Annotated in this window: 24 protein-coding genes, 1 pseudogene and 1 riboswitch; of the genes and pseudogenes, 11 read left to right on the top strand and 14 right to left on the bottom strand. The window is 59.7% G+C overall.

Features of this window, described 5'->3' with window-relative positions; translation table 11 throughout:
* Positions 1-22: 22 nt before the first annotated feature.
* The 4 genes from KQ933_RS28175 (at position 23) to ribB (ending at position 3404) form a co-directional block, all read left to right on the top strand.
* The gene (locus tag KQ933_RS28175) at positions 23-811 is read left to right on the top strand and encodes an SDR family oxidoreductase (protein WP_216759287.1); all 789 of its coding nucleotides are present in this window, start codon (positions 23-25) and stop codon (positions 809-811) included.
* Between the two features lie 4 nt (positions 812-815).
* A complete protein-coding gene (gene tpiA / locus KQ933_RS28170; RefSeq protein ID WP_216759286.1) occupies positions 816-1553 on the top strand; it encodes a triose-phosphate isomerase in 738 nt (245 codons plus the stop codon).
* A 76-nt stretch (positions 1554-1629) separates the two neighbouring features.
* The gene (locus KQ933_RS28165; RefSeq protein WP_216759285.1) at positions 1630-2412 is read left to right on the top strand and encodes a glucose 1-dehydrogenase; all 783 of its coding nucleotides are present in this window, start codon (positions 1630-1632) and stop codon (positions 2410-2412) included.
* A 106-nt stretch (positions 2413-2518) separates the two neighbouring features.
* Positions 2519-2663: riboswitch (FMN riboswitch) on the top strand.
* A 114-nt stretch (positions 2664-2777) separates the two neighbouring features.
* Entirely contained in the window at positions 2778-3404 is a 627-nt protein-coding gene (ribB, locus tag KQ933_RS28160) for a 3,4-dihydroxy-2-butanone-4-phosphate synthase (RefSeq protein WP_183798673.1), read from the top strand.
* Between the two features lie 84 nt (positions 3405-3488).
* On the opposite strand, the gene KQ933_RS28155 is transcribed toward ribB, so the two are convergent.
* The 6 genes from KQ933_RS28155 to KQ933_RS28130 all read right to left on the bottom strand — a co-directional run bounded on the left by KQ933_RS28155 (position 3489) and on the right by KQ933_RS28130 (position 9700).
* Entirely contained in the window at positions 3489-4619 is a 1131-nt protein-coding gene (locus KQ933_RS28155; RefSeq protein ID WP_216759284.1) for a Gfo/Idh/MocA family protein, read from the bottom strand.
* Between the two features lie 11 nt (positions 4620-4630).
* Positions 4631-5416 (bottom strand): ThuA domain-containing protein, encoded by a 786-nt coding sequence (locus KQ933_RS28150; RefSeq protein ID WP_183798679.1) that lies wholly within the window; start codon positions 5414-5416, stop codon positions 4631-4633.
* Positions 5417-5492: 76 nt separating this feature from the next.
* Positions 5493-6521, bottom strand: coding sequence for an ABC transporter ATP-binding protein (locus tag KQ933_RS28145; protein WP_216759283.1), 1029 nt, complete (start codon positions 6519-6521; stop codon positions 5493-5495).
* A gap of 12 nt (positions 6522-6533) precedes the next feature.
* Positions 6534-7364, bottom strand: a complete 831-nt coding sequence (locus KQ933_RS28140) for a carbohydrate ABC transporter permease (protein WP_216759282.1) — start codon at positions 7362-7364, stop codon at positions 6534-6536.
* Entirely contained in the window at positions 7364-8350 is a 987-nt protein-coding gene (locus KQ933_RS28135) for a carbohydrate ABC transporter permease (protein ID WP_216759281.1), read from the bottom strand. The genes KQ933_RS28140 and KQ933_RS28135 overlap by 1 nt, the downstream gene beginning before the upstream one ends.
* Before the next feature lie 84 nt (positions 8351-8434).
* The gene (locus KQ933_RS28130) at positions 8435-9700 is read right to left on the bottom strand and encodes an ABC transporter substrate-binding protein (RefSeq protein ID WP_216759280.1); all 1266 of its coding nucleotides are present in this window, start codon (positions 9698-9700) and stop codon (positions 8435-8437) included.
* A gap of 301 nt (positions 9701-10001) precedes the next feature.
* Here KQ933_RS28130 and KQ933_RS28125 point away from each other — a divergent pair, with 301 nt between their 5' ends.
* Positions 10002-11027: a substrate-binding domain-containing protein gene (locus KQ933_RS28125; RefSeq protein ID WP_216759279.1), complete on the top strand. Its 1026-nt coding sequence runs from the start codon at positions 10002-10004 to the stop codon at positions 11025-11027.
* Between the two features lie 1053 nt (positions 11028-12080).
* On the top strand, positions 12081-12284 hold the full coding sequence (locus tag KQ933_RS28120) for a hypothetical protein (RefSeq protein WP_216759278.1): 204 nt from the start codon (positions 12081-12083) through the stop codon (positions 12282-12284).
* Here the strand turns inward: KQ933_RS28120 and KQ933_RS33595 are convergent.
* Positions 12253-12360, bottom strand: a pseudogene (locus tag KQ933_RS33595) (DNA-binding response regulator); the annotation flags it as partial. The gene KQ933_RS28120 and the pseudogene KQ933_RS33595 sit on opposite strands and share 32 nt — an antisense overlap.
* On the bottom strand, positions 12329-12556 hold the full coding sequence (locus tag KQ933_RS28115) for a hypothetical protein (RefSeq protein WP_216759277.1): 228 nt from the start codon (positions 12554-12556) through the stop codon (positions 12329-12331). The gene KQ933_RS28115 and the pseudogene KQ933_RS33595, both read right to left, overlap by 32 nt.
* A 363-nt stretch (positions 12557-12919) precedes the next feature.
* Between KQ933_RS28115 and KQ933_RS28110 the strand changes: the two genes are divergently transcribed.
* Together KQ933_RS28110 and KQ933_RS28105 are read left to right on the top strand one after the other, a co-directional pair.
* Positions 12920-13132, top strand: coding sequence for a hypothetical protein (locus KQ933_RS28110; RefSeq protein WP_216759276.1), 213 nt, complete (start codon positions 12920-12922; stop codon positions 13130-13132).
* Positions 13133-13405: 273 nt separating this feature from the next.
* A complete protein-coding gene (locus KQ933_RS28105; RefSeq protein WP_216759275.1) occupies positions 13406-13777 on the top strand; it encodes a hypothetical protein in 372 nt (123 codons plus the stop codon).
* A 177-nt stretch (positions 13778-13954) separates the two neighbouring features.
* On the opposite strand, the gene KQ933_RS28100 is transcribed toward KQ933_RS28105, so the two are convergent.
* A complete protein-coding gene (locus KQ933_RS28100) occupies positions 13955-14602 on the bottom strand; it encodes a TetR/AcrR family transcriptional regulator (protein ID WP_216759274.1) in 648 nt (215 codons plus the stop codon).
* A 136-nt stretch (positions 14603-14738) separates the two neighbouring features.
* Between KQ933_RS28100 and KQ933_RS28095 the strand changes: the two genes are divergently transcribed.
* Together KQ933_RS28095 and KQ933_RS28090 are read left to right on the top strand one after the other, a co-directional pair.
* Positions 14739-15947: an HlyD family secretion protein gene (locus tag KQ933_RS28095; RefSeq protein WP_216759273.1), complete on the top strand. Its 1209-nt coding sequence runs from the start codon at positions 14739-14741 to the stop codon at positions 15945-15947.
* Positions 15948-15970: 23 nt separating this feature from the next.
* The gene (locus KQ933_RS28090) at positions 15971-17566 is read left to right on the top strand and encodes a DHA2 family efflux MFS transporter permease subunit (RefSeq protein ID WP_216759272.1); all 1596 of its coding nucleotides are present in this window, start codon (positions 15971-15973) and stop codon (positions 17564-17566) included.
* Positions 17567-17614: 48 nt separating this feature from the next.
* Here KQ933_RS28090 and KQ933_RS28085 read toward each other — a convergent pair whose 3' ends face one another.
* The 5 genes from KQ933_RS28085 to KQ933_RS28065 all read right to left on the bottom strand — a co-directional run bounded on the left by KQ933_RS28085 (position 17615) and on the right by KQ933_RS28065 (position 22436).
* Positions 17615-18508, bottom strand: coding sequence for a MurR/RpiR family transcriptional regulator (locus KQ933_RS28085; RefSeq protein ID WP_216759271.1), 894 nt, complete (start codon positions 18506-18508; stop codon positions 17615-17617).
* A gap of 82 nt (positions 18509-18590) precedes the next feature.
* Positions 18591-19559, bottom strand: a complete 969-nt coding sequence (locus KQ933_RS28080; RefSeq protein WP_216759270.1) for an ABC transporter substrate-binding protein — start codon at positions 19557-19559, stop codon at positions 18591-18593.
* Positions 19560-19567: 8 nt separating this feature from the next.
* Positions 19568-20617, bottom strand: coding sequence for an iron ABC transporter permease (locus KQ933_RS28075; RefSeq protein WP_216759269.1), 1050 nt, complete (start codon positions 20615-20617; stop codon positions 19568-19570).
* Positions 20614-21618, bottom strand: a complete 1005-nt coding sequence (locus tag KQ933_RS28070; RefSeq protein WP_253958435.1) for an iron ABC transporter permease — start codon at positions 21616-21618, stop codon at positions 20614-20616. Before KQ933_RS28070 ends, KQ933_RS28075 begins: the two co-directional genes overlap by 4 nt.
* A 26-nt stretch (positions 21619-21644) precedes the next feature.
* Entirely contained in the window at positions 21645-22436 is a 792-nt protein-coding gene (locus KQ933_RS28065; RefSeq protein ID WP_253958434.1) for an ABC transporter ATP-binding protein, read from the bottom strand.
* 448 nt (positions 22437-22884) lie between these two features.
* On the opposite strand from KQ933_RS28065, the gene KQ933_RS28060 reads away from it, so the two are divergent.
* Entirely contained in the window at positions 22885-25098 is a 2214-nt protein-coding gene (locus KQ933_RS28060) for a TonB-dependent siderophore receptor (RefSeq protein ID WP_216759266.1), read from the top strand.

The following is a 25098-nucleotide window of genomic DNA, read 5'->3' as shown; positions in this document are numbered from 1 at the left end:
GCAAAGACAGAAAGGAAGAGCGGTGTCCGACATCTCTCTCAACGCACCGAAACTATTTGATCTCAGCGGCCAGGTTGCCCTCGTGACGGGCGCCGGCAGCGGCATCGGGCAGAGGATCGCGATCGGTCTTGCCCAGTGCGGCGCCGACGTGGCGCTTCTGGATCGCCGCAGCGATGACGGTCTTGCCACAACTGCCAGCCATATCCGGGCTGCCGGCCGCCGTTCGATCGAAATCGCTGCCGACGTCACCAGCAAGACGTCTTTGGCCGACGCCGTCGCCCGCACTGAAGCCGATCTCGGGGCTCTCTCGCTTGCCGTCAATGCCGCAGGCATTGCCAATGCCAATCCCGCCGAGGAGATGGAAGAGGATCAGTACCAGACGCTGATGGACATCAACCTGAAGGGCGTCTTCCTGTCCTGCCAGGCCGAAGCGCGCGCCATGCTGAAGAACGGCCGCGGCTCCATCGTCAATATCGCCTCCATGTCGGGCGTCATCGTCAACCGCGGTCTCAGCCAGGCGCATTACAATGCCTCCAAGGCTGGCGTGATCCATATGTCAAAGTCGTTTGCCATGGAGTGGGTTGGGCGCGGCATCCGCGTCAACACGATTTCGCCGGGCTATACCGCAACGCCGATGAACACCCGCCCGGAGATGGTGCATCAGACCAAGCTCTTCGAAGAGCAGACTCCGATGCAGCGCATGGCTGGTGTCGACGAGATGGTCGGTCCGGCCGTCTTCCTGCTGTCGAATGCTGCAAGCTTCGTGACGGGCGTCGATCTGCTCGTCGACGGCGGCTTCTGCTGCTGGTGATGTCATGCGCAAGCTGATCGCAGGCAATTGGAAAATGAACGGTCTCATCTCCTCCCAAGCTGAGATCGAGGCGCTGAAGGGACTAACAGGCAGTGCGACGTGCGATATCGTCGTCTGCCCGCCCTTCACGCTGATTGATCGCGCCGTGGAGCGGGTCAAGGCTTCGAACCTGGTCATCGGCGCGCAGGATTGTCATGCGCAGCAGTCAGGCGCCCATACCGGCGAGGTCTCTGCCGAAATGCTTGCCGATATAGGCGCGCGTTATGTGATCCTCGGACATTCCGAGCGCCGCGTGTCTCATGGCGAAGATGATGAAATCGTCCTCGCAAAGGCGGTTGCTGCTCATCGGGCGGGCTTGATCGCGATCGTCTGTGTCGGCGAAACGCGACATGAGCGCGACGAAGGACGGGCGATCGAAGTGGTTGGCGGGCAGCTGAGAGAATCCGTTCCCGAGGGAGCGACGAGTGCAAATCTGGTCATCGCCTATGAGCCGGTATGGGCGATAGGAACCGGTCTGGTGCCGACCAATGAACAGATTGAGGAGGTCCATGCTGCGATCCGCCAGATGCTCGAAGGGCGCCTTGGGAGAGACGGTAGCTCGGTCAGGATCCTCTATGGCGGCTCGGTCAAGGCATCCAATGCTGCGGCTATATTCGGGCTTCGCAACGTGGACGGAGCGCTGGTCGGCGGCGCTTCGCTGAAGGCCTCGGAATTTGCCGGGATTATTTCCGCAGCCGTTTGAAATCTGGGTGACGAGGCAAGTGTCGTCGGTTTGCAGATCGGCGCGCTGACGTCCTCATCCCTGAAAGGAAAAGAGAATGCAACGCTTCGAAAACAAGACGGTGGTCATTACTGGAGCAAGCCGCGGCATCGGCGCGGCGATTGCCAAGCGCTTTGCACGCGAGGGCGCTAATCTCGTGGTCTCCGCCAATGAGGAAAGCGTGCATGCTGTTGCCGAGCAGATCAAGGCCGATGGCGGAAAGGCGATCTCCTTTGTTGGCGACGTCACTGACAAGGCAAGCGTCAAGGCGCTCTATGACGCAGCCGAAGAGGCCTTCGGCGCAGTCGATGTTTCCATCCAGAATGCCGGCGTCATCACCATCGCTCGCATCGAGGACATGACCGAAAACGAGTGGGACAAGGTCATGGCGGTCAACACCAAGGGCGTGTTCCTCTGCGCCCAGGAAGCGATCGCCCGTATGCGCAAGCATGGCCGCGGCGGACGCATCATCAACACGGCGTCCGGACAGGCACGCGACGGCTTCATCTATACGCCGCATTATGCCGCCTCGAAGATGGGCGTCGTCGGCATCACCCAGAGCCTTGCCAAGGAAGTCGCAACTGACGGCATCACCGTCAACGCTTTCTGCCCGGGAATCATCGAAACCGAAATGTGGGCCTATAACGACCAGGCATGGGGCAGGCTGCTCGGCAACTACGGTCCTGGCGAACTGATGAAAGAATGGGTGGAGGGCATCCCGATGAAGCGCGCCGGATCGGGCGAAGACGTCGCTGGTCTTGTCACCTTTCTTGCAAGTGACGACGCGGCCTATATCACCGGCCAGACCATCAACGTCGATGGCGGCCTGATCATGTCGTAGCGCCGTTCGACAATAGGAAACGGTGCTTTCATCACCGAGAGGCAATTCTCGCGAGATGATCTTTATTCAACCTCTTGCAGAACCAACCATTCGTCATTTACATAAGCAATGTTCTCAGGGCGGGGTGCAATTCCCCACCGGCGGTATCGAGGCAACTCGGAGCCCGCGAGCGCCTTCGTGAAAGCGAAGGGTCAGCAGATCCGGTGTGATGCCGGAGCCGACGGTCATAGTCCGGATGGAAGAGAGCAACGCAAAGGACGCCGCTCGGCACGCGGCGTTTCATATGCTTGTTCGCCCAAGGGAAAATGGTGGCTTTGATCGGCCATGAATGCCGCTCACGCGGCTAACCCTTGAAAGGCAGAGAAATGGCAATTTCCAAAATCGAAGATGCGATCGCCGCGATTGCGCGGGGCGAGATTGTGGTTGTCGTCGACGATCGCGATCGGGAAAACGAGGGTGATCTCGTCATTGCATCCGAAGCGATCACTCCGCAGGCGATCGCCTTCATGATGAATTATGCCCGCGGCCTCATCTGTGTGGCCATGGAAGGCGAGCGGCTGGACGAACTGCAGATCCCGCAGATGGTCCCCAACAATACCGAACTCCTGAAGACGGCGTTCACCGTCTCGGTTGACTATATCCCTGAAACGACGACCGGAATTTCGGCGGCTGACCGCGCCGCGACGGTTCGCGCGCTCATCGGGGAGAATTCCCGCCCCGAGGATTTTGCGCGGCCCGGCCATATCTTCCCGTTGCGTGCGCATCCGAATGGCGTGCTTTCTCGCCCCGGCCACACCGAGGCTGCTGTCGATCTCGCAAGGCTTGCCGGCCTGTCGCCATCGGGCGTCATCTGCGAAGTGGCCAATGATGATGGTACGATGGCGCGCCTGCCCGAGCTTGAGCAATTTGCCGAACGACACGGCCTCCATCTGATCACCATCGAGGATCTCATCGCCTATCGGGGCGTCAGTGCGCCCGGTAAGGCTGCCTAGCTGCCGGTTGTGCAGTAGGCGGAGCGCGCTCTGTCGGTTCAAAGAAGGCCCGATTATTCGGGCCTTCGATATTTTTCCAAGCCGTCAGACGACGAGTGCCAATGCCGGTCCCTGGTCGTCGCCCTTGCTCTCCGGCTCTTGGCCGACCGTGCTCTCCGGGGTGTCAGGGGCCAGCAGATTGAACTCCCTACGTTCTTTCTCCGACACGATCGCGAGGTCGATGACCTTCTGCAGGTTTGCAGCATGGCGGAAGGTAGGATCATCCTGTTTGCCGGTCCTGACCGCTTCGGCAAAGCGCTGATAATTGGTCAGCACCGGCGGCACTTCGATATCACGCCAGGTGGCGCTTTCAATGTCGTCGCCGAAGCAGCCGCGAAGATCCGAACCGTCCGGTCGATGGATGACCTCGAGGCTGCCTTTCTCGCCATAGATGCGCAGCTTCAGCTCGTTCAGATGACCGGTCGCCCAGCGGGTCGCATGAATGACGCCGAGCGCGCCATTGGCAAAATCGACCGACATGGTGAAGCTGTCGTTGGCGTCGAGCATATATTCGCCGATCTGGCCTCCCGGCGCCTTGTTGAAGGTTTTGAGCCGCGCAAAGACGTGGTCGATATCGGTCGCAGCGCCATAGGCGGCGAAATCGAGGATATGGATACCAACGTCTCCGAGCACGCCGTTCGAGCCATGACCGGTGGACAAGCGCCATAGCCAGCGCGACTCGGTGCGCCAGTCGCCCCAGGCGCGCGACACCAGCCAGCTCTGCAGGTAAGAGGCTTCCACATGCCTGATCGTCCCTAGCTCACCGGCGAGCACCATCTCGCGGGCGCGCTGTAGGGGCGCGACGTTGCGATAGGTGAGGTTGACCATGTTGATGACGCCGGCCGCCTCCGCGGCTTCCGTCATTTCCAGCGCCCTTGGATAATTTTCCGCCAGCGGTTTCTCACAAAGCACATGCTTGCCGGCCGCGATCAGCGCAAGGCTCGTCGCGTGGTGAACGCGGTCGGGCGTGACGTTTGTGGCAGCATCGAATCTCCCCCAGGCGATCGCCTCGTCGAGCGTGCTGAAGCGTTTTTCGATGTTGAAATGATCGGCGAATTCATTGAGGCGGATCCGATCCGTATCGACGGCGCCGACCACTTCGATACCATCGATCGCGAGGAAGCCGGCAACCTGGCTTTTGGCCATCATGCCCGTACCAAGAACGAGTAGACGCATTTCTATGCTCCTCAGCGGTAACCGGCTTCGCCGGCCTGGTGCAGTCTTGGGCCGCGTTCGACGATCGGCTCCAGTGCCTTTTCTACCGGTACATTCGGAGCATCGGTGATAGTCTTCAATGCACCCTCGGGGTTATAGGCCCACTTCACGCCGTTGATCAGCACCTTCTGCACATTCGCATCGTGATAGGTCGGGTAGGTTTCGTGGCCGGGGCGGAAATAGAAGATGTTGCCGGCACCACGCCGCCAGGTCAGGCCCGAACGGAAGACTTCGCCGCCCTGGAACCAGGAGATGAACACCGTTTCCAGTGGCTCCGGCACAGAGAACTGCTCGCCGTACATTTCCTCGTTTTCAAGCTCGAAATGCTCGCCGATGCCGGCAGCAATCGGATGGCGCTGATTGATCGTCCACAGGCGCTCGCGCTCACCGGCCTCGCGCCATTTGAGCGCACAGGGCGTGCCCATCAGACGCTTGAAGATCTTCGAGAAATGACCGGAATGCAGCACCAGCAGGCCCATGCCTTCCCACACCCGCTTGGCGACACGCTCGACGACGACGTCGGAAACCGCGCCATGATCCTTGTGACCCCACCAGGTCAGAACGTCAGTCTCGGCAAGCCGGGCTTCGCTCAACCCATGCTCGGGCTCCTGCAGGGTGGCGGTCGTCGCCGAAATCGCCGGATCGGTGTTCAGTGCCTTGGCGATCGTCGTGTGCATGCCCTCGGGATAGATGCCCCGGACGATCTCATTGGTTGTCTCGTGGATGTTCTCACCCCAGACGATGGTGCGAATAGACAAGTTTCTGCTCCTTCACAGCAAGTAGCGGACCGGAACCGATGGGAGGCGGCCAGATCCTGTTTGTTTGATGGGTTGTTCAGGCTGCGCCCTTGAAAGGAACCCTTTCGAGCGCGCGTCCGGATTGGTCGAAACGGTGAATGCGATCGCCGAGCGGCGACACGCCCAGTTGCTGGCCGGGCTGGTGGCTCGATACGCCGGTTTCTCGAACGGTAAGCGGTTCGCCCGAGCCGATGTCGAGATAGACGAAGCTGTCCGAGCCAAGGATTTCCGAGTGGATGACCGTACCTGTCCAGGCAGGATCCTGATCTCGAAACTCGATATGTTCGGCTCTGACGCCGATCGTGTGGGCATTGTAGGGAGCCGCGAACGGTCCGGAGAGGAAGTTCATCTTCGGCGAGCCGATGAAGCCGGCGACGAAAACCGAGTTTGGGGTCTCGTAGAGTTCGATCGGAGTTCCGACCTGTTCGACGACGCCGTCGCGAAGAACGCAAATGCGGTCGGCCAATGTCATGGCCTCGACCTGATCATGGGTGACATAGATCATCGTCGTGTCATGCATCCCGCGATGAAGCTTGGCGATCTCCAGCCTTGTGGCGACGCGCAATGCAGCATCGAGGTTCGACAATGGCTCATCGAACAGGAAGACCTTCGGGTCACGAACGATGGCGCGGCCGATGGCGACGCGCTGGCGCTGGCCGCCCGAAAGCTGGCGCGGCAGGCGCTCCAGATAGGGCGAGAGCTGCAGCATGCCGGCCGCTTGTTCAACGCGCGCCTTGCATTCTTCCCTGGTCCGGCCGGAAAGTTTCATGCCGAAGGCCATGTTTTCGTAGACCGTCATATGCGGATAGAGCGCGTAGGACTGGAAGACCATCGCGATGCCGCGCTTCGATGGGGAAAGACGATTGACCGGCTGACCATCGAAGGAAAGAGTGCCTGACGTGATGTCCTCCAGCCCCGAGATCAGTCGAAGCAAGGTGGATTTGCCGCAACCCGACGGGCCGACGAAGACCATGAACTCCCCCTTGCGGATGTCCATGCTGACGCCCTTGATGACTTCGAATGCGCCGAAGCTCTTGCGGATATTATCGAGTCTAATCTGTGCCATGTCACGCTTTCCTCAGCCTTTGACGCCGCCGGCCGTCAGCCCGGAAATGATCCGGCGTTGAAAAATAAGAACAAGGATGACGACGGGCACGGTGACGATGACCGATGCCGCCATGATATTGCCCCAGGGGATTTCGAACTGGCTGCCGCCGGAAAGCAGAGCGATCGCCACCGGCACCGTTCGTTGCGCGTCCGACGAGGTGAACGTCAGGGCGAACAGAAATTCATTCCAGGCCGTGATGAAGGCGAGCAAACCGGTGGTGACGAGGGCCGGCCACATCAGCGGCATGAACACCTGCGTGATGATGACCCAGGGGGAGGCGCCATCGACGATGGCCGCCTCCTCGATCTCGATCGGCAGATCGCGCATGAAAGTCGTCAGCACCCAGACCGTGAAGGGCAGGGTGAAGATCATATAGGAGAAGATCAGCGCGAATGGCGTATTGAAGATGCCGATCCAGCGTATGAGTTCGAAAAGCCCCGCCAGTACGGCGATCTGCGGAAACATCGACACCGACAGGATGGTCAGCATTAGGAGTGCCCGACCCCGGAAATGCACACGGGCAAGCGCGTAGGATGCGGTCACGGCAAGCAGCAGAGAGGCGGCGACCACGAGGCAGGCAATGAGCAGCGAATTGCTGAGGCTGCGGATGAAGCTGCCTGTCGTCAGCACGCCGGTATAATTCTCCAGCGAGATCGAGGTCGGCCAGTAGGTGACCTCGAAGAGGGCGGTGCCGACTTTGAAGCTCGTCAGGATCGCATAGTAGAACGGGAAAACCGCGATGACGACGATGACGGCGACCAGCAGATAGAAAAGCGTATTCTTGGTGGCTGTGAGCAGCATCAGTGTTCCCCACCCCCGAGTTTGACGCGGCCGAGCCATATGTAGAGCACGGTGACCGAGGCGATGATGAGAAAGAGAATGGTGGAGGCAGTTGCGCCATAGGCGAACTTGTCGAAATCGAAGAGGTTTTCGCGCGCCATGACCGACATGGTCTTTGTCTGGGCGTTGTTGGGCGTCAGCACGTAAATCAGGTCGAAGATGCGCATGGCATCGAGCATTCGGAAGATCACAGCGACCATGATTGCCGGGCGGATCAGCGGCAGGGTCAGACGCCAGAATACTTTGATGGGGTTGATGCCGTCGATCTTGGCAGCCTCGTAGATGTCGGCCGGAACCATTTGCAGGGCCGCGAGGATCAGCAACGCCATGAAGGGCGTCGTCTTCCAGACGTCGACGATCAGCACGGCAATCATCGCGGTATTTGGATCTGCCGTCCATGCGATCTTTTGGCTGATGAGCCCGAGGCCGAGAAACATGTCGTTCAGGATGCCGAACTGGTCGTTGAGCATCCAGGCCCACATCTTGGCCGAAACGATGGTCGGGATCGCCCAGGGAATAAGGATGGCGGCGCGCACGATGCCGCGGCCAACGAACTGCGCGTTCAGCACAAGAGCGACGATGAGGCCAAGCGCGGTTTCGATCGTCACCGAGAACAGCGTGAATTTTGCCGTGTTCCAGACCGCGCCCCACCAGGCGGGATCGGCCAGCAGCCCTCTATAGATCGTGCGACCGCTCTTCAGGGTGACCCAGGAAAGATAGTTGTCGAAGCCGACGAACTGGGCATCGCCGAGGTTCGTCAGCGACGCATTGGTGAAGCTGAAGTATATGGTGCGGAACAGCGGCCAGCCGGCAACGATGGCCAGGATCAGCAGGGTCGGAGCCAGGAAGATCCAGGCAGACCGGATGCGTTCCGAGCGCAGATCCGAAGAGATCGCTTTTGCGCGCGTGCCTGTGCTCAGATTTTGGGAGACTGCAACTTCACTCATGGAATATCCGCTTCATGAGACGATCGACGACGGCGCTATCGGAAGCGGCAGCGACGGGATATCCGACGCTGCCGCCCTGATCTGTTACCAGCCGCTGCCTTGCAGCGTCGTTAGATCGGCTTCGAGAAGCTCTAGGTTTTCTTCGGCTGTACCGCTGCCGGAGAGAGTATTGTGCACGGCGGTCCAGAACTTGGCGGAAACCTCGTTGTACTTGACCTTGGCAACAGCCGAAGGACGCGGCACAGCGTTTTCGAAGATCGGCTTCCAGTTCGGCATGAACGGTTGCGCGGCGGCAATGTCCTTGTCGTCATAAAGCGCCGACAGGGTCGGCAGGTTGGAAAGCTCGATGGCGCGCTGCTTCTGACTGTCTTTCGACGTCAGGAACTTGACGAGTTCGATCGCCGCATCCGGATTCTTTGAATATTTCGAGACGGCGAGATTCCAGCCGCCGAGCGTCGAGGAGGGCTTGTCTCCTTCTGCGGCAACGGGAAGCGTCGTCACGTCGAACTTGCCCTTGACCGGGCTGTCGGCGCCGTTGCCCAGTGCATAGGCGTAGGGCCAGTTACGCATGAAGACGGCGTTGCCGGTCTGCCAGACACCGCGGGATTCTTCCTCCTGATAGGCGAGCACGCCGCTCGGCGAAATCGTCCCGATCCAGCCCTTGGCGCGATTGAGTGCTGCCGCAGCCTTTTCGTTGTTGATTGAAATCGTGCCGTCGGTCTCGATGATCTGGCCGCCGCCTGATGATTTGACCCATTCAAGGGCATCGCAGGTCAGGCCCTCATAGGCATTGCCCTGGAAGACGTACCCCCAGAGATCCTTCTGACCGGCGGCGCGCTCCTTATCCTGGATTTCCTTGGCGGTTGCCTCCATCTCGTCCCAGGTCTTCGGCGGCTGCTTGCCATACTTCTCAAGCAGATCCTTGCGATAAAAGAGGGCTGGCGCATCCGTGTAAAGCGGCATTGCGACCAGGCGGCCGTTCACGGTTTGGGAGGCGACGATCGCCGGGAAGAAGTCGCCAATGACGTCCTTGGTGGCATCCTTCAGGTCGACGAACTGGTCTGCCAGCTGCGGAGCCCAGATGACATCCGTCTGGTAGACGTCGACATCCGTGTTGCCGGCTGCGAGCCAGAGCCGATACTGTGAGAACTGTTCCGTGGATGAAGACGGCATGGTGACGATCTTGACCGTATTGCCGGTGGCTTTCTCGAAGGCATCGAGCTGCTTGCGGAACAGATCGAGGTTCTTGCCGGTAGAGCTCGCTGAAATGCTGATCTCGGCGGCATAGGACGGTACTGACGCGCCAATAAGTGCAGCCGCGACGGCGGCCACCGTGAAACGAAACTTCATTTTCTCCTCCCAAAGACCAAATTGAAATCGATTTGGTTGAGGAAAACCTGTCAGAAGGGCGATATCCTGTCAAGGCGGATTCTCGACGGCTGCCGACGCTTGTTCAAAATCGAAGAATATTATTATAAATCAAACAGAAGGCTGGCAGCCGTGGTTCCGCGAGCCGTACAGATGGTCATCTCGGCGGCGAACAAAATTGAAATCGATTTGAGAGAATATAATTAACGGCATAGAATGTGGAATTCGCGAGGCCGATGGTATAGATGCCCGGCAGCGCAGGCGATGAAAGTCTTTTCGGTCAATGAAACTCAAAGAGTTCGCAAGACAACTTGGATTATCTCCGACGACGGTCAGCCGTGCGCTCAGTGGCTATCCCGAGGTAAGCGAGGTGACGCGCGCCCGCGTCGTTCAAGAGGCCGTGCGGCTGGGCTATAGACCGAATGTCAATGCGGTCAGGCTGAAAACCGGACGGGTTGGCGCCATTGGCGTTGTCATGGGGCGCGCCGGCGAGTTTCACTTTGCGGAGTTCATGGCCGGCATGGCGGAGCGCCTTGTTACGGAAGACACCGACATTCTCGTCATTCCGATGGCTAATCCGGAATCCGATGCTGAGATGCAGCTCTACAGGCGGCTGGCGGAAAGCCAGAGGGTGGATGCGATGATTGTGCATTCGCCTCGGCCCAATGACCAGCGCATCGCTCTGCTGCATGAGTTGGGAATGCCGTTTCTCGTTCACGGCCGTTCAGATATCGACGTACCCCACCCCTGGCTCGATATCGACAATGAAGGAGCCGTGCGCCGTGCGACCTCACATCTGATCGATCTCGGTCATACGAGGATCGCGATGATCAATGGCCGCCAAGGCGCGACCTATGCTCTGCATCGCGATATCGGTTACCGCAGCGCCTTGCAGAGCCACGGGATCGAAGTCGATCCGCAATTGATCGCCAACGGCAATTTCACCGACGAACTCGGCTTCCGTTTTGCACGGTCATTTCTCGAGCAGCCGAAGCGACCGACCGCATTTGTCGCCGGGTCCATGATGACGGCGCTCGGCATTTACCGGGCCGCGCGTTCGCTGGGGCTCCAGATCGGCAGCGACGTCTCGGTCATTGCTCACGATGACGTCTTTCCCTATCTGACGGCCGACAATATGGCCCCGTCGCTGTCGGCGACCCGCTCGTCGATGCGTGCCGCAGGTACGCGATGCGCCGATCTCGTGCTGCAGCTTTTGGCCGGGCGTTCGCCACTGGAAATTCACGAGCTTTGGCCGGTCGAGCTTATCCTACGCGAGTCCACCGGGCCGGTGCGGGCGCTCCAGACGTGAGCGGGAGACGTTTGTAGAACTGCCGAGATTGGCTTCCAACAGGAGCAGCGGCGAGATCTCTTAACATTAGTTCACCCATCTTGACGCGGGTTTGTGGCGTACTTGCTTCATCCATCGGAAGGATGAACATGACCGGCAAACTCGCTCGGCGAACACCGCGGATATCGAACGGGGCGAAGGCGAGCAACGCCTCGGGAGCACAATCCTACGTCAAGCTCATCTTGAGAGAGAGCATCGGATTCTCGATAGCTGCCCTCGTGCTTAGCGTCGCCGGGGCGAGCTATGCACATTACATGGTTCTGGCGTCGTTGTGGATTGCATCGCGCCTCGCCACCATCGAGCGCCACCGCAGGTGCTCGCGCACCGATAAAAGGCGGCTTGCCATGATGGATTATCTGCTGTCCCATCTGGCCGAGACGCTTTTGCTTCTCCAGTGGTTTTATATCGCAATCGTCGCTTTCGGCGGTTTTTTGCGTCACAGCCTGTCATTCTGCGAAGCATCGGGTCGTATTGAGGTTCAATCGTGCGGCTCCACGCCTCGCGCGAAATATCCGCATTCGCGGTTTCGAAGCTCGAAGCAACTGGCCGGGCCTGGGGTTTACAGCCCGGCCAGCTCATATCGAGCGAAATCGGGGAGTTCGCCCGATATATTGCGTTGCAAACATCCTTTCGAGACTTGCGACGACAGCCCGCTATGCGGACTTTGCGCGACCCTTGCGTGGGCGGGCTCGGTACCAAGCGGCACACCGATCGTCTTCATCTGTCAGCATCCTTTCGGATCGCATCTGACGGCATTAACCCGGATTCCGGATTGCCGTGGATTACGTGTTGTTAAGAGTTGTTGCGCGACCGAATGCGACACAGACGGATCGATGATATCACCCTCCGCAGGGTGTCCGCATGTCCGCCCCACTGCTGCGGCGGACATGCGGAACCCCGCCCGGTCCCCAGCAACAAATCTTGAACAAACGCCTTGCTTTTGCCGCGGGTTCGACATGCGTGCGCTCCCGGCCGCGCCTATCGATGAGGGGAACAAATCAGCAGGAGACGATCATGCCCCATGTCGAGATGACAATCGCCGATGTGTTGAACGACCCATTGATAGGACAATTGCTGCGCGCTGACGGCGTATCTGTCGAAGAATTCAAAATCCTGCTTCTGAATGCAGCGCGTTCGCAGTCCGCTTTACAAGATCCCGGCGGCCTTCAGCGGAAGGGAAGGGCCGTCAGTCCTGCGCTATCGCAACCACGGGCGTGAATATATAACCGCTGAGCCGCACGGTCTTGATGAAGGTCGGGTCCTTATGGTCGGGTTCGATCTTTTGGCGCGTGCGGCATGACCTTGAAGTCTTTCGATCCCTCGAATTTCGGGCCGTATATGGCTCCGGCACCGACGACGACGTCCCAATCATGAAATTTCTCGCGCCAGCCGCTCGGGCGCTCGCCATCCGAACCCGGTGTCATCGGCTCATCGGCACTGTAGGCATCGGCATCCGCGGCGTCGGCCACATTGCTCATTACCAGGGGCATAGCCAGCGCCGACACTATGACTAAGCCGGTATTTCTATCATAAAAGACAACTTTGGTTCCTGGGATGCTTCTTTGCCACGTCACGCCGCGACCGCGCGGAAGGTGCGCGAAAACAGCTTTGGAATGGATTTTGTCTTGTTAAGAGATGTTTCGGCTGAAGCAGGGCTTGAAACGCTTCGCGGATCGGAGTGGTGCATCCGACGCACGCCGGCACATCGAACGTGCCTGAATCGGCTCTTCGTTCATCTGCCTCGATCGGCAACAAATCGCAGCAGGCGTTAACATCACTTAAAACCGCTCCATCCTCCGAACCGCTACTTCCAGGCCGTCGTGCCGCTCCTTGTTGGAATGGACAAGTACAATGTGGCCAGCGAACTTGGTTTTTACAGCAAGGGCCGAACGCTATTGGACGACATCACCAGTCAAAACCTCTTCGGGGACGCTGGCCTGATGTTCGAGCTCTGGCAATCCGGAAGCTCACCAAAACGCAGGGTCGTGATCATGTCCGGCCTGAAGGATGACAGCCTCTCCTCCGATAGCCTGGCCGCATGGTTCAAGAACATCGGTCCGGTGTAGGGTCGCATTGTTTACAAGGATCGGGCCGCCGCAGTTTTTTTAGGGTAGGCTACGGTTTCCGCAGGTCGAGCGACGGCCCCGTCTGAGCAAGAACCGCTTCCTCATCGACACCGGCAATCGCGCGAAAAGATCCCGAAGATAAGCCGCCCATTTCACGTCGCAAGATATAGCAACAAAAGCATTCCCGCACACAAGACTTAATATAACGAAACCCAAGTTTGAAAAGAATCCCATAATTTGAGACGGGAGGTTCAACCGAAAGGAAAATGCTTCATGTCTGGCGAAAGCGCCTTCCATCCAGTTCTTGTCTATATTCCAGATCAACGGGGTTTGTACCTTGCCGGCGAGGTTTTGCGCAGCGGCAGCTTCGACGTCAGAAGTGTCGGGAATTTAACCGAGCTGGAGCTTGCACTGGAACTTGTGACTGCCTGCGTCGTCGTCACGGTCACATCGAAGATCGGAGAAGTTCGATCGCTGGCCAATATTCCGGTCGTCAACATCCAAGCCTTTGTTTTGCCGAACCACGACGCGTCGGCAGGTGAACAGTCGGCCCTGTTCGACAGACAGGCTTTCCTCGAACGGGTCCGAGACAACAACAAGTTTCCGTCGGGCGCATCCCGCTATGGTGCGCCGTTCGTCAACTGACTGCCACCGTCGGCGCCGTCGCGATTATCGCGGCAGTGCTCCAGGATTAAGGCACTCGGCGCGCCTTCGCCCCGATGCGGGTCAGTCAGTCCTTGTTCGTCGTGGCTGCCCGCAAGCTCGTGCTCGGGCGATTGCCCGATCTGCGATATTTCCGCGCGAATGCAGGCATTTCAGGCTCTAGACAGCACATCCCTTCAGAAAGATATCCGCGCACATTCTCGCCCTTGCCGCGATCTCTTCGATGTTGGGCGCCGGCAGCTGGCGCAGCATGGCGGCGCGTTGGGGTTCCATGATCATCATGCCGCGCAGCATGCCGCAAGCAGCGTGCGGATCCTCGATCTTGATCAACCCATGCTCTACCTGCCGGCGCAGCCAGCTTTCCATCGATGTATTGGTTCGGACGATCGCCTTCTCGTAAAAGGAGGTTGCGAGTTCAGGAAAGCGATCGGATTCACCGATGACGAGGCGGGTAATCGTGATCGTGTCCTGCGAGAGCGTCAGCATGCCATAGGCCATCAGCATGCGCTCCAGTCCCTGGCGGAGTTCTGTCGTTGCCAAGGTGCCGGGATCGAGCGCCAAGAGGAAGCGTCCGGTGCGATCCGAGACCATTTCGGAAAACAGATCTGCCTTTGTCGGAAACAGGCGATAGAGCGTTTTGGTCGAAACGCCGGCTTCCTGTGCGATCGCCGCGATGCTGACCGCGGCATAACCATTCTCGTGAAACTGCTTGTTGGCAGCCTCGATAAGCACGCCGCGTGTATCCTCGTCACAACGCATCTGCGGCCTGCCACGCTGCTTCTTCTCGATTTTGTGATTTTGGACCATCGTGATTTTCCGAATTCTCGTTGACATCTTTTTTTTAACGCATATTTTGGAAAATAGCAAGTTTCCTAAATTGAACTTGAGCCGAATATTAAGGCCGCAGCGGAGACGACGGCGACCTTCCACAAGGAGAGTGACGATGTCCGTCAAGAAGCTCTATGCCCTGAACAGCGACGCCGCACAGGCCGATATGCCGGCCACCGAAGCCACCGCTGAAACCACACCTGCAACGCTTGACGCCGGCAAGATGCCGCGTGTCACCGAGCCTGCTGCTGGGCCATCTACCGAGGCATCGGCTCGCCAGCGCAGCGGTCGCTCGCTGCTGATCGGCGTTGCCGCCATCGCCATCATCGCCGCAGGCGCCTATTACGGCCATAATTACTGGACGGTCGGCCGCTTCGAGGTCTCAACCGACGATGCCTATGTCCAGGCCGACAGCACCACGGTCTCCCCGAAGGTTTCAGGTTATCTTATGGAGGTTCTCGTTGCCGACAATCAGGCGGTGAAGGCTGGCCAGCCGCTCGCCCGCATCGACGACCGCGATTTCCGCACTGCGCTCGATCAGGCAAGGGCCGATGTTGCCGCTGCCGAAGCAACCGTCAACGCCAAGCAGGCGTCGCTCGATATCCAACAGTCGACCATCGCCGCTGCTCGCGCCACGCTCGACGTTGACCGGGCCAACGAGACCTTCGCGGAACAGAACAACAAGCGCTATACGAACCTGGCCACCAACGGTTATGCACCGGTTCAGACCGCCCAGCAGGCGGCTTCGGCAATCGCCGCCGCCCAGGCTACGATCGTACGTGACAGCGCTGCCCTCGACGCCTCGACGAAGCAGATCGAGCTACTGAATGCCGAGCTTGCCCAGGCCAGGGCGACACTTGCCCATGACCAGGCTGTCATGCATCAGGCTGAGCTTAACCTCTCCTATGCGACGATCGTTGCGCCCGTCGACGGTACGGTCGGCAACCGTACGCTACGCGTCGGCCAATATGTTCAGGCCGGAACCCAGTTGATGGCGGTGGTGCCGACGACGGCTGCCTACATCGTCGCCAACTACAAGGAAACGCAGCTGACCGATGTGCACGCCGGTCAGCCCGTCGATATCGAGGTCGATATGTTCCCGGGCCGCACCTATCACGGCCATGTCGACAGCCTGGCTCCGGCAAGCGGTCAGGAATTCGCTCTGCTGCCGCCCGACAACGCCACCGGCAACTTCACCAAGGTCGTTCAGCGCATTCCGGTGAAGATCGTGCTTGATGGCGATGCCGCCGAAAAGGGCGACCTGCGCCCCGGCATGTCCGTCCAGCCGAGCATCGATACCAAGGTCGATGCTACCAGGAACTAAGCGAAGGGGCAGGAGATCGTGTCATGTCCAGTATCGCAACAACATCAGGTGCTGTTCCGCAGCCGGGCGTCAGCACCAAGGCCAGCACAAGGGATTGGATCGCCGTTCTCGCCGGAATGATCGGCGCCTTCATGGCGATCCTCAATATCCAGATCACCAATGCCTCCCTCCTCGATATCGAGGGCGGCATCGGCACGGGCGTCGATAACGGCGCCTGGATCTCGACCTCCTACCTCATCGGCGAGATCGTCGTCATTCCGCTGACGGCCTATTTCAGCAATGTCTTCTCGTTCCGTCGTTATATCCTGGTCAATTCCATCCTCTTCCCGCTCTTCTCGATGGCCTGTGCCTTCGCCCACGATCTCGGCACGATGATCCTGCTGCGCGGCCTGCAGGGCTTTGCGGGTGGCGTGCTGATCCCCATGGCCTTCACCATGGTGCTGACCAAGCTGCCGAAGAGCCAGCAGCCGCTTGGTCTTGCCGTCTTCGCCTTGTCGGTCACCTTCGCCCCGGCCATCGGCCCGACGATCGGTGGCTACCTGACTGAGAATTACGGCTGGCAGACCATCTTCTTCATCAACACCATCCCGAGCCTCATCATGGCGGCGGCTCTCGCTCTGACGCTTGAAAAGCAGCCGATGCAGCTTCACCTTCTCAAGGAGGGCGATTGGGCCGGCATCGTCACCATGGCAATTGGCCTCTCGGCGCTGCAGACCGTGCTGGAAGAAGGCAACAAGGACGACTGGTTCTCCTCGCCCTTCATCGTCAAGCTCGGCATCTTGGCCTTCGTCTTCCTGGCCGCCTTCATCTGGATCGAGCTCACCGTCAAGAGGCCGCTGGTGAAGCTGCGCCTGCTCACACAGCGCAATTTCGGCATCGGCGTGCTGGTCAACGTGCTGGTCGGTGTGGCGCTCTTCGGCACGGTCTATATCCTGCCGCAATATCTCGGCCAGGTGCAGCGCTATAATGCCGAGCAGATCGGTAATGTACTTGCCTGGACCGGCCTGCCACAGCTCTTGCTGATCCCGCTGGTGCCGGTTCTGATGAAGCGCTTCGATGCCCGCTATATTGGCTTCCTTGGCATCTCGATCTTCGCGATCAGCTGCTTCATGAACATCACGCTCTCGGCCAACAATGCCGGCGACCAGTTCTGGATCCCGAATATCGTGCGCGCCATCGGCCAGGCCCTGGTGTTGACGCCGATCACTGCAATCACCACCGCCGGTATTGCGCCTGCCGATGCCGCTGCTGCCTCGGGCCTCACCAATATGCTGCGCAATCTCGGTGGTGCGGTCGGCACGGCTTCGCTCGGCACCATCCTGACGAAGCGCGAGCAGTTCCACTCGAACATCATCGGTCAGTCGATCACATTGACCCGTGACGAGGTGCGTGACCGCCTGACCCAGCTTACAGGTTATTTCACCCAGCACGGTGTCACCGATCCGGCCGTCGCATCGCAGGAGGCGATCGTCGCGCTCGGCCAGATCGTCAAGCGCCAGGCGCTGATCATGGGCTTCAGCGATACATTCGCTGTGATCGGCGTGGTGCTGGTGTTGGCAGCACTCGCACTGCTTCTCACTAAAAAGCCGCAGGCCGGTGGAGGTGCGGGCGCCCATTAACGCGCCCGCCGCTTCGGGCGGTGGCAGCCTCTGTGGGCCAGTCTCTCATCACTTCTTGCTCGGCCGTATTGCGGTTCTCAGCGTCAGCAACCGGTCGAGAGACTCAAGCGTCCGCTCGCGGGCGCTTCCGGCCAGCGCGAGCATAATGGCCTCGATGCAAACCAGCGTCGGCCCGTGCAGGGAGACATGGTCCGATTTGGCGCGGGGAATGACGATCGATGCCTCAGCATGTTTGCGCAGCACCGTATCCTCCTGACCGACCAGCATGACGATCGGAATGCCCAGGCGCTGGGCTTCGGCAATCGTCGTCATGCCTTCGCGGTGGGGCCTGCCGTGGGCCATCAAGATCAACGCATCGCCTTCTTCCATCGTCAGAAGCTGTTCGGCCAGCGCAATGCCAGTGAGGTTGAGCGCATAGGACGGGTAGCCGTTGCGGGAAAAGAGGCGAGCCGCATAGGTGGCGAGAATGCCCGAAGCGCCGATGCCGAAGACGCCGATGCGTTTTGCGTCGCGGATGACCGAGATCACTTTGCCCATCTCGGCGCGATTGGCTGGCGAGGAGAGCGCATCAAGAGCGCTACGGTGATCGTTGACGACGAAATCGATGGCGGAATCGGCGCTGCTGGCAAGCTCCCGTGTCGTAGCGGCCATCTTCTCCGAGGGCGAGTCCGTCTCGCCGATATGGGCTTCCAGCGTGTCCCTGAGGTCAACAAGCCCTTCGAAGCCGAGCGCCTGAATGGCGCGGATGACGGTTGCGTCCGAGGTGCCGGTCTCCGAGGCGATCTCGAGCGCCGATTTGCCGAGTACGGCGTGCCGGTGCTGATCGATATAATCGACGACGCTGAGCAGGCTTGGCGAAAGCGAGGCACGCCGATTTTTCAGCCTCTCCCCGAAACGGTCGATGCGGCGCAGCTTTTTCTGGGCTCTGGGGGCGTCGTCCATGCCAGCGAATACCTTCTCTTAATACTCATCTTAAGAAGGGTACCTTGTCGGATTTCGCCCGGCTTTGGAAGCCTGGAAACCGCTATTCCTGGGGCTTTTGCGGTCTCGGGCGTCCGGAAATATGGGACTGTACGACCGAGACCATCAGGTTGAGCGCCGCATAGGAATTGGAGATTGCTTCCTCGCGCGGCAGCAGGATGTAGCGTCCCTCCCGGCAGGCGGCGAGGAACTGGCAATAGTCCGATATCACCTTGTTCATCGCATCGATCTCCTCGGCCGGCGTGCCGCCGGTATCAGAGCGATAGGTGTCGAAGATAAAGTCAGCGTCAAGCTCCTGCAGGCGCTCGGCGCTGACCTCGATCCTATCGCCCTCCGGAATCGCGTCGATGATGGTGGGGAAGCGGAAGCCGGCATCGCGCAATACCCGGCCGAGCGCCCGATAGGTATGATAGATGCTGATCTTGCCGTTCTGCGCCTGCAGCACCGAGACGGTGACCTTGGATGGATCCATTACCTGCTTCAGCGCCTCGATCTGGGCGCGATAGCGGCGATCGAGAATAGCGAGGCGGTCTTCAGTACCCGTCAGATCGGCCAGCCGCTGGTAGATATGGGGGGCGCTGCCGACCGTATTGTCGATGATGATGGTTGGGGCGATCTTTTCGAGCTGTTCGACCGGCGTTGTGCGCCCCGGTTCGGTGATGATGAGATCCGGCTTGGCGGCGACGACGGCTTCCAGATCGACGGTGACGGCGCCGATATAGCTCATGCCGGAATTATCGAAATCTATGCCGGTCAGGATCGGGCTCGCACGCAGATAGGCCTTGCCGTCGAGGCCCGTGCGGCCGTGGCTCGCGACCGGGCGCACGCCAAGCTCGATCAGCGGAATGGTAATGTCGAGATCATGCATGGAGACGATGCGCTGTGGATGGACCGGCACCTCGACCTTGCGGCCGAAATCGTCGGTAAAGAGCCGTTTTGGCGCATCCTCGGCCAAAAGCGGAGTCGCGCTGACGGCGAGGGCGAGAAGGACGGCCGGTAAAAGCTTGAACATCGATATCCTCACAGAAGGTTTCGGCGCTTCCTGAGCAGAAGCAGAAGGATGGGAACGCCGACGATCGACAGCACGATGCCGGCCGGAAGCTGCAGGGGTGCAAAGGCAATCCGACCGATCGTATCGGCGGCAAGGACGAGTGCGGCGCCAAAGAGTGCGCTGCCCGTCAGCAACGCCGTCTGATTGCCGCGGATCGCCAGCCGCGCCATGTGTGGTGCGAGCAGGCCGACAAAGCCGAGGCTGCCGACGCAGGCGACACAGGCTGCGGTGAGCAACACGGGTGCCACAAAACGCAGGATGGAGAGATGGCGCAGCCGTACGCCGAGGCCGGTGGCGGCCTGATCGCCGAGCAGGGCGACATCCGCGGCACCCGCCGTCAGGAATAGGATCGCCGCGCCAATGATGGCGCAGACGAGAGCGATCGGAATAATATCCCAGGAGGCGGCATTGAGGCTGCCGGCGAGCCAGACCATTGCCGTCTGCAAATCGCGGATATCCGCGGTCGTCAGGATGATGGAAAGGGCGGCGGCCATCAGCCATGACAGGCCGACGCCGACCAGCACGAAACGCATGCGTGACAGATCTTGGGCGATGAAGACGACCAGAAGGGCGCTGAAGAGCCCGCCGGCCATGCCAACAAAAGGCCGCAGGACGGGACTGGCCGTCGGGAAAAAGACAATCAGTCCGATGACTGCAAGGCTTGCCGCTTCCTTGACGCCGAGCAGGCCTGGATCGGCAAGGCCGTTGCGGGTGAGCGATTGCATGGCTGCACCCGAAAGCCCGAGCATGGCGCCGGCGAGTACCGCGAGCATGATACGCGGCAGCCGGAATTCCCTGATGATGGCATGACCGTCGCCGGTTGCATGGACCGGATCGAAAATCACGGTGACGAGGTCGGCGAAACCGGCCTCGTGGCTGCCGAGCGGCGCTGCGGCAAGTGCCATGGCCACGACGAGGAGGCCAAGCAGGCCGCAGAGGATGACGCTGCGCAGATGGATGCGGCGGCGAAAAGGTCCGACGCTGAGCCGGCGATATCCGTTCTCGACTGCAATGGTCATCGGAAATATCTCGCCACGACCAAGATGAAGAGCGGCGCGCCGACGATCGCGGTCATGATGCCGGTGGCAAGCTCGTGCGGCCCGGCAATCACGCGTGCAGCAATATCGGCGGCAAGCAGCAGGGTGGCGCCGCAAAGCGCCGAGAGCGGCAGGGCAAATCTGAGATCACCGCTGGCAAGCCAGCGGGTTGCATTCGGCACGATGAGACCGATAAAGCCGATCGGCCCGGCGATCGAGACGGATGCGCCGCAGAGCAGCGCCGTTGCGACAAGACCGATTGCACGCGTGCTGCGCACCGGCACCCCGAGGCCTGTTGCCGCTGCGTCCCCGAGCGCCAGCGCATTGAGCCTTGGTGCGATCAACAGGGATAACAATGTGCCGATACCGATCGCCGGCAAGGCGGCCCCGATCGGTCCGTAGCCGATCCCTGCGAGATCCCCGGCGAGCCAGAGCCGCATCTCCTGCAGTGTTTCTTCGTCAAGGATGAGGATGGTGGATGTCAGCGACGAGGCGAGTGCTGAAAGGGCAATGCCGCAGAAGGTGACCTTGAGCACGGTCAGGCCCGAGCGGCCGGCCGAGGCGAGCATCAGCACGAGGGCAAAGAGCGCTCCGGCGCCGAGTGCGGCAACCAGCGGGCGGGCAAAGCCGCCGGCTAGAAAGGGCAGGGCGGTCGAGGCGACGACGGCAAGGCTTGCACCGGCATTCAGGCCGAGAATATGCGGCTCTCCGAGCGGATTGCGCAGCAGCGACTGCAAGAGCAGGCCGGCAATGCCGAGCGCAGCGCCGACCAGAAGTGTGCCGGCCAACCGGGCGAAACGAAGCTTCACCAGGATCTGGTGCTCGAAATTGTGGCTGTCAAAGGCGAAGACGGCTTTCAGGAGCGTCGCTGGCGCAACGGGTCGGGCCCCGATGCCGGCATGAATCGATGCCAGCGCGAGAAGAAGAACAGCAAGTGCTGCGAAGGCGGCAAGGCCGCGCACCGGGCGTATCTGCGCCGGCATGCTCGCGCCGGCGGTTGGCGCCGCGCTCATAATGATCGCTCCTTGCCCCCGCGCCCGGCTGCCGGAAGAAAGAGCGGCACGTGGGTTTCGGGATGGGAGAGCCGCACGACATTCACATTGAATACGTCGCGGATCAGTTCCGCTGTACAGTCACCGGGATGTTCGGCGATCGCGCGGATTGCGCCGTCCTTCAGGAAGACAAGGCGATCGGCATATTGCAGGGCGAAGTTGAGGTCATGCAACACAGCGACGATGGTGCGGCCATGGGCACGGGTGAGGTGACTCAGGAGGTCGAGCACTTCCACCTGATAATGCAGGTCGAGGAAGGTGGTCGGCTCGTCCAGCAGGATAACAGGCGTTTCCTGCGCGAGCGCCATGGCGATCCAGCAGCGCTGCCGCTGGCCGCCGGAGAGGCTGTCGACGGGGCGTGCGGCAAAGGACAGCGTATCGGTTATGCGCAGCGCGTGCTCGACGGCGGCATCATCTGCCTCCGTCCATTGCCGCAGGAAACCCTGATGCGGATAGCGGCCGCGAGAGACGAGATCGTAGACCGTCAGCCCCTCCGGCAAAAGCGGGCTCTGCGGCAGGAGGCCGAGCCTGCGGGCGATCTCGCGCGTCGGCATGGTATTGAGCAGGCGGCCGTCCAGATGCACCGTTCCGGAGGTGGGCTTTAAAAGTCGGGACATGACCGACAGGAGCGTCGACTTGCCGGAACCGTTCGGGCCGACCAGCATCGTCATCTTTCCTTCGGGGATATCGAGGGAAACGCTGTCGAGAATCTGCCGGCGACCGTAGCCGGCAGCAATGTCCTCGACCATCAATGGTATGGTGCGATCTTGCCCGGATGCATGATCGAGGCTGATGCTGTGTTTTTGTCCGTGTTGCATGTCCGCTTTCGCGCAGTTTTGCCGAGAGAAGAAGTATTCATGACTGTAGTAGTCAATTTTTTCCTGCTGTAAATTCTTCGACAAATAGGCTTCGATGAACGGAAAGCGCTTCAAAGGGCTTCAGCGGATGGGATATCCTATCTGGCAAAGGGGGTGTTATCCCGCTGACTCCACTCAATTTTCCGAGCCTAGTGCGGATATCAGGCGCATCGGGCAACGCCTGTCGACGATGGTCCGCAGCCTTATCCAGTCGGAAAATCTGCCGATTAAAAGTTGACTACTACATTCATGAAAAGAATAAGCCTGCCCATCGCGGTTGCGCGAATTTTCAAGATCGACAGTATGAATGGGGCGATATCCGCAAGGATACGAAGGTTGGATGAAGCAGAGAAAGACGGCTGGTGCGGGCAACGGGATCAATCATTTACGCGCGGTCTTTCTAATTTTAAGTGCGTGTGCTGCCTATCCGGTCATGGCTCAAGATGCGGCTGTCAATGCGAAGAAGACCGAGACGACAGCCGCCAAGAGGGGCAGCCGGGTGGACGGTGACATCACCGAGCTGAAGCCGATCGTTGTCAGGGGCAGCAGCAGGGATGGCGACACACAGGGCTATCAGCCGATCTCCACCGTGACGGCAACGCGCACTGACACGCCGCTTATCGACATTCCGCAGGCGGTCAACATCGTCAGCCAGGACGTGCTGAAGGATCAGAAGGCACAGTCGCTCGACGATGCCCTCTCCAATATCAGTGGCATCGGCCAGTCGAACACGCTCGGCGGCACGCAGGATTCCTTCATCCGTCGCGGCTTCGGCGACAATCGTGACGGCTCGATCCTCACCAATGGTCTGAAGACCGCCTTGCCGCGCAGCTTCAATGCCACCTCCGACCGCGTCGAGGTGTTAAAAGGCCCAGCATCCACTCTCTACGGCATTCTCGATCCCGGCGGTATGATCAACGTCGTCACCAAGAAGCCGGAGCAGACATTCGGCGGTGAGGTTTATGGCTCGCTTTCGAGCTTCGGTGGTGGAACGACCGGGCTTGATTTCACCGGGCCGATCGAAGGCACGGATTTTGCGTACCGTATCATCGGCGAATACAAGAAGATCGATTACTGGCGCAATTTCGGCGAGACGCGCGACTGGATCATCTCTCCGTCGCTGACCTGGTTTGGCGAGGATACCGAGGTCACGCTCTCCTATACACATGAGGATTACAGCGTACCCTTCGATCGCGGCACGATCTTCGATCTCAATACCGGCCATGCGGTTGACGTTGATCCCAAGATCCGTTTCGACGAACCCTACAATATTTCTGAGGGCAGCTCCGATATAGCGACCCTCAACGTCAAGCATGAGTTCAACGACAACTGGAAACTCAATCTCGATTATAGCTACAGCTATAACGAATATTCCGACAACCAAGCCCGCGTCATGGCCTACAATGCCAGGAACGGAAATCTGACGCGGCGCGCCGACGCGACGCAGGGCTCGGAAATCTACAATCACGCCGTCCGCGCCGACCTGACCGGTGATGTCGAGATCGGTGGCTTGCGCAATGAATTGCTGTTCGGCGCTTCCTATGACTATGCAGATACGTTCCGCAGCGATCTGATCCGTTGCCCGCAATCAGTGAACTTCAACATCTATAATCCGGTCTATGGCAAGATGCCGGCCTGCACCACCGTGTCTGCGGCAGACAGCGACCAGACCGAAAAGATCAATACGGCCTCGGCTTACTTTCAGGATTCGCTCTATCTCACCGATCAGTGGATCCTGGTGGGTGGTCTGCGATACCAGCACTATGAGCTGATGGCCGGCAAGGGACGTCCGTTTATTACCAATACGGACAGCAGCGGCGACAAGTGGCTTCCGCGCGGCGGCATCGTCTACAAGCTGACGCCGGATGTCTCCTTCTATGCCAATGCGGCTGAGACCTTCCGGCCGCAATCCTCGATCGCCAGCTATTACGGCAACCTGCCGCCGGAAGAGGGTATCTCCTATGAGATCGGCAGCAAGTTCGAGATGATGGACGGGCTGACCGCCAATGTGGCGCTCTATACCAGCGACAAGAAGAACGTCGCCTACAATGAAGCGGATCCGCTCACCGGGCTAACCGTCGTTAAAACGGCCGGCCTCGTGCGCGCCCGTGGCGTCGAAGTCGATATCGCCGGCGAGATCACCGATGAACTGAGCCTGATTGCCAGCTACAGTTTTACCGATGCGGAAGTGTTGAAGGGCGACTATGCGGGCAACTGGCCGGTCAATGTGCCGCGTCATACCGGCTCGCTGTTCCTAACCTATGATTTCGGCGGGGTTGGCGGCAACGGTAACACGCTGAAGATCGGCGCCGGCATTCGCGGCGCCGGCAAGCGGGCAGGCATCAATACCAATGCCTATTTCCTGCCGGGCTACATGGTGGCGGACGCTTTTGCGGCCTACACCGTGCAGTTCGAACGGCCGCTGACGATACAGCTCAACCTGAAGAACATTTTCGACAAGACCTATTATACCTCCTCGATCGGTTCCACGGCGCTCGCAAACCAGATCGGCGAACCCTTCAGCGCCACGCTTTCGGCAAGCGTGAAGTTCTGA

It is taken from the genome of Rhizobium sp. WYJ-E13 (genome assembly GCF_018987265.1).
Classification (GTDB): domain Bacteria; phylum Pseudomonadota; class Alphaproteobacteria; order Rhizobiales; family Rhizobiaceae; genus Rhizobium.
This window is presented reverse-complemented; position numbering and strand designations above follow the sequence as displayed.

Coding starts and splice junctions, on each gene's coding strand:
- tpiA (WP_216759286.1), top strand. CDS start 816: ATGCGCAAGCTGATCGCAGGCAATTGGAAAATGAACGGTCTCATCTCC.
- KQ933_RS28165 (WP_216759285.1), top strand. CDS start 1,630: ATGCAACGCTTCGAAAACAAGACGGTGGTCATTACTGGAGCAAGCCGC.
- ribB (WP_183798673.1), top strand. CDS start 2,778: ATGGCAATTTCCAAAATCGAAGATGCGATCGCCGCGATTGCGCGGGGC.
- KQ933_RS28155 (WP_216759284.1), bottom strand. CDS start 4,619: ATGCGTCTACTCGTTCTTGGTACGGGCATGATGGCCAAAAGCCAGGTT.
- KQ933_RS28145 (WP_216759283.1), bottom strand. CDS start 6,521: ATGGCACAGATTAGACTCGATAATATCCGCAAGAGCTTCGGCGCATTC.
- KQ933_RS28140 (WP_216759282.1), bottom strand. CDS start 7,364: ATGCTGCTCACAGCCACCAAGAATACGCTTTTCTATCTGCTGGTCGCC.
- KQ933_RS28135 (WP_216759281.1), bottom strand. CDS start 8,350: ATGAGTGAAGTTGCAGTCTCCCAAAATCTGAGCACAGGCACGCGCGCA.
- KQ933_RS28130 (WP_216759280.1), bottom strand. CDS start 9,700: ATGAAGTTTCGTTTCACGGTGGCCGCCGTCGCGGCTGCACTTATTGGC.
- KQ933_RS28125 (WP_216759279.1), top strand. CDS start 10,002: ATGAAACTCAAAGAGTTCGCAAGACAACTTGGATTATCTCCGACGACG.
- KQ933_RS28120 (WP_216759278.1), top strand. CDS start 12,081: ATGCCCCATGTCGAGATGACAATCGCCGATGTGTTGAACGACCCATTG.
- KQ933_RS28115 (WP_216759277.1), bottom strand. CDS start 12,556: ATGCCCCTGGTAATGAGCAATGTGGCCGACGCCGCGGATGCCGATGCC.
- KQ933_RS28105 (WP_216759275.1), top strand. CDS start 13,406: ATGTCTGGCGAAAGCGCCTTCCATCCAGTTCTTGTCTATATTCCAGAT.
- KQ933_RS28100 (WP_216759274.1), bottom strand. CDS start 14,602: ATGGTCCAAAATCACAAAATCGAGAAGAAGCAGCGTGGCAGGCCGCAG.
- KQ933_RS28095 (WP_216759273.1), top strand. CDS start 14,739: ATGTCCGTCAAGAAGCTCTATGCCCTGAACAGCGACGCCGCACAGGCC.
- KQ933_RS28090 (WP_216759272.1), top strand. CDS start 15,971: ATGTCCAGTATCGCAACAACATCAGGTGCTGTTCCGCAGCCGGGCGTC.
- KQ933_RS28085 (WP_216759271.1), bottom strand. CDS start 18,508: ATGGACGACGCCCCCAGAGCCCAGAAAAAGCTGCGCCGCATCGACCGT.
- KQ933_RS28080 (WP_216759270.1), bottom strand. CDS start 19,559: ATGTTCAAGCTTTTACCGGCCGTCCTTCTCGCCCTCGCCGTCAGCGCG.
- KQ933_RS28075 (WP_216759269.1), bottom strand. CDS start 20,617: ATGACCATTGCAGTCGAGAACGGATATCGCCGGCTCAGCGTCGGACCT.
- KQ933_RS28070 (WP_253958435.1), bottom strand. CDS start 21,618: ATGCCGGCGCAGATACGCCCGGTGCGCGGCCTTGCCGCCTTCGCAGCA.
- KQ933_RS28065 (WP_253958434.1), bottom strand. CDS start 22,436: ATGGTCGAGGACATTGCTGCCGGCTACGGTCGCCGGCAGATTCTCGAC.
- KQ933_RS28060 (WP_216759266.1), top strand. CDS start 22,885: ATGAAGCAGAGAAAGACGGCTGGTGCGGGCAACGGGATCAATCATTTA.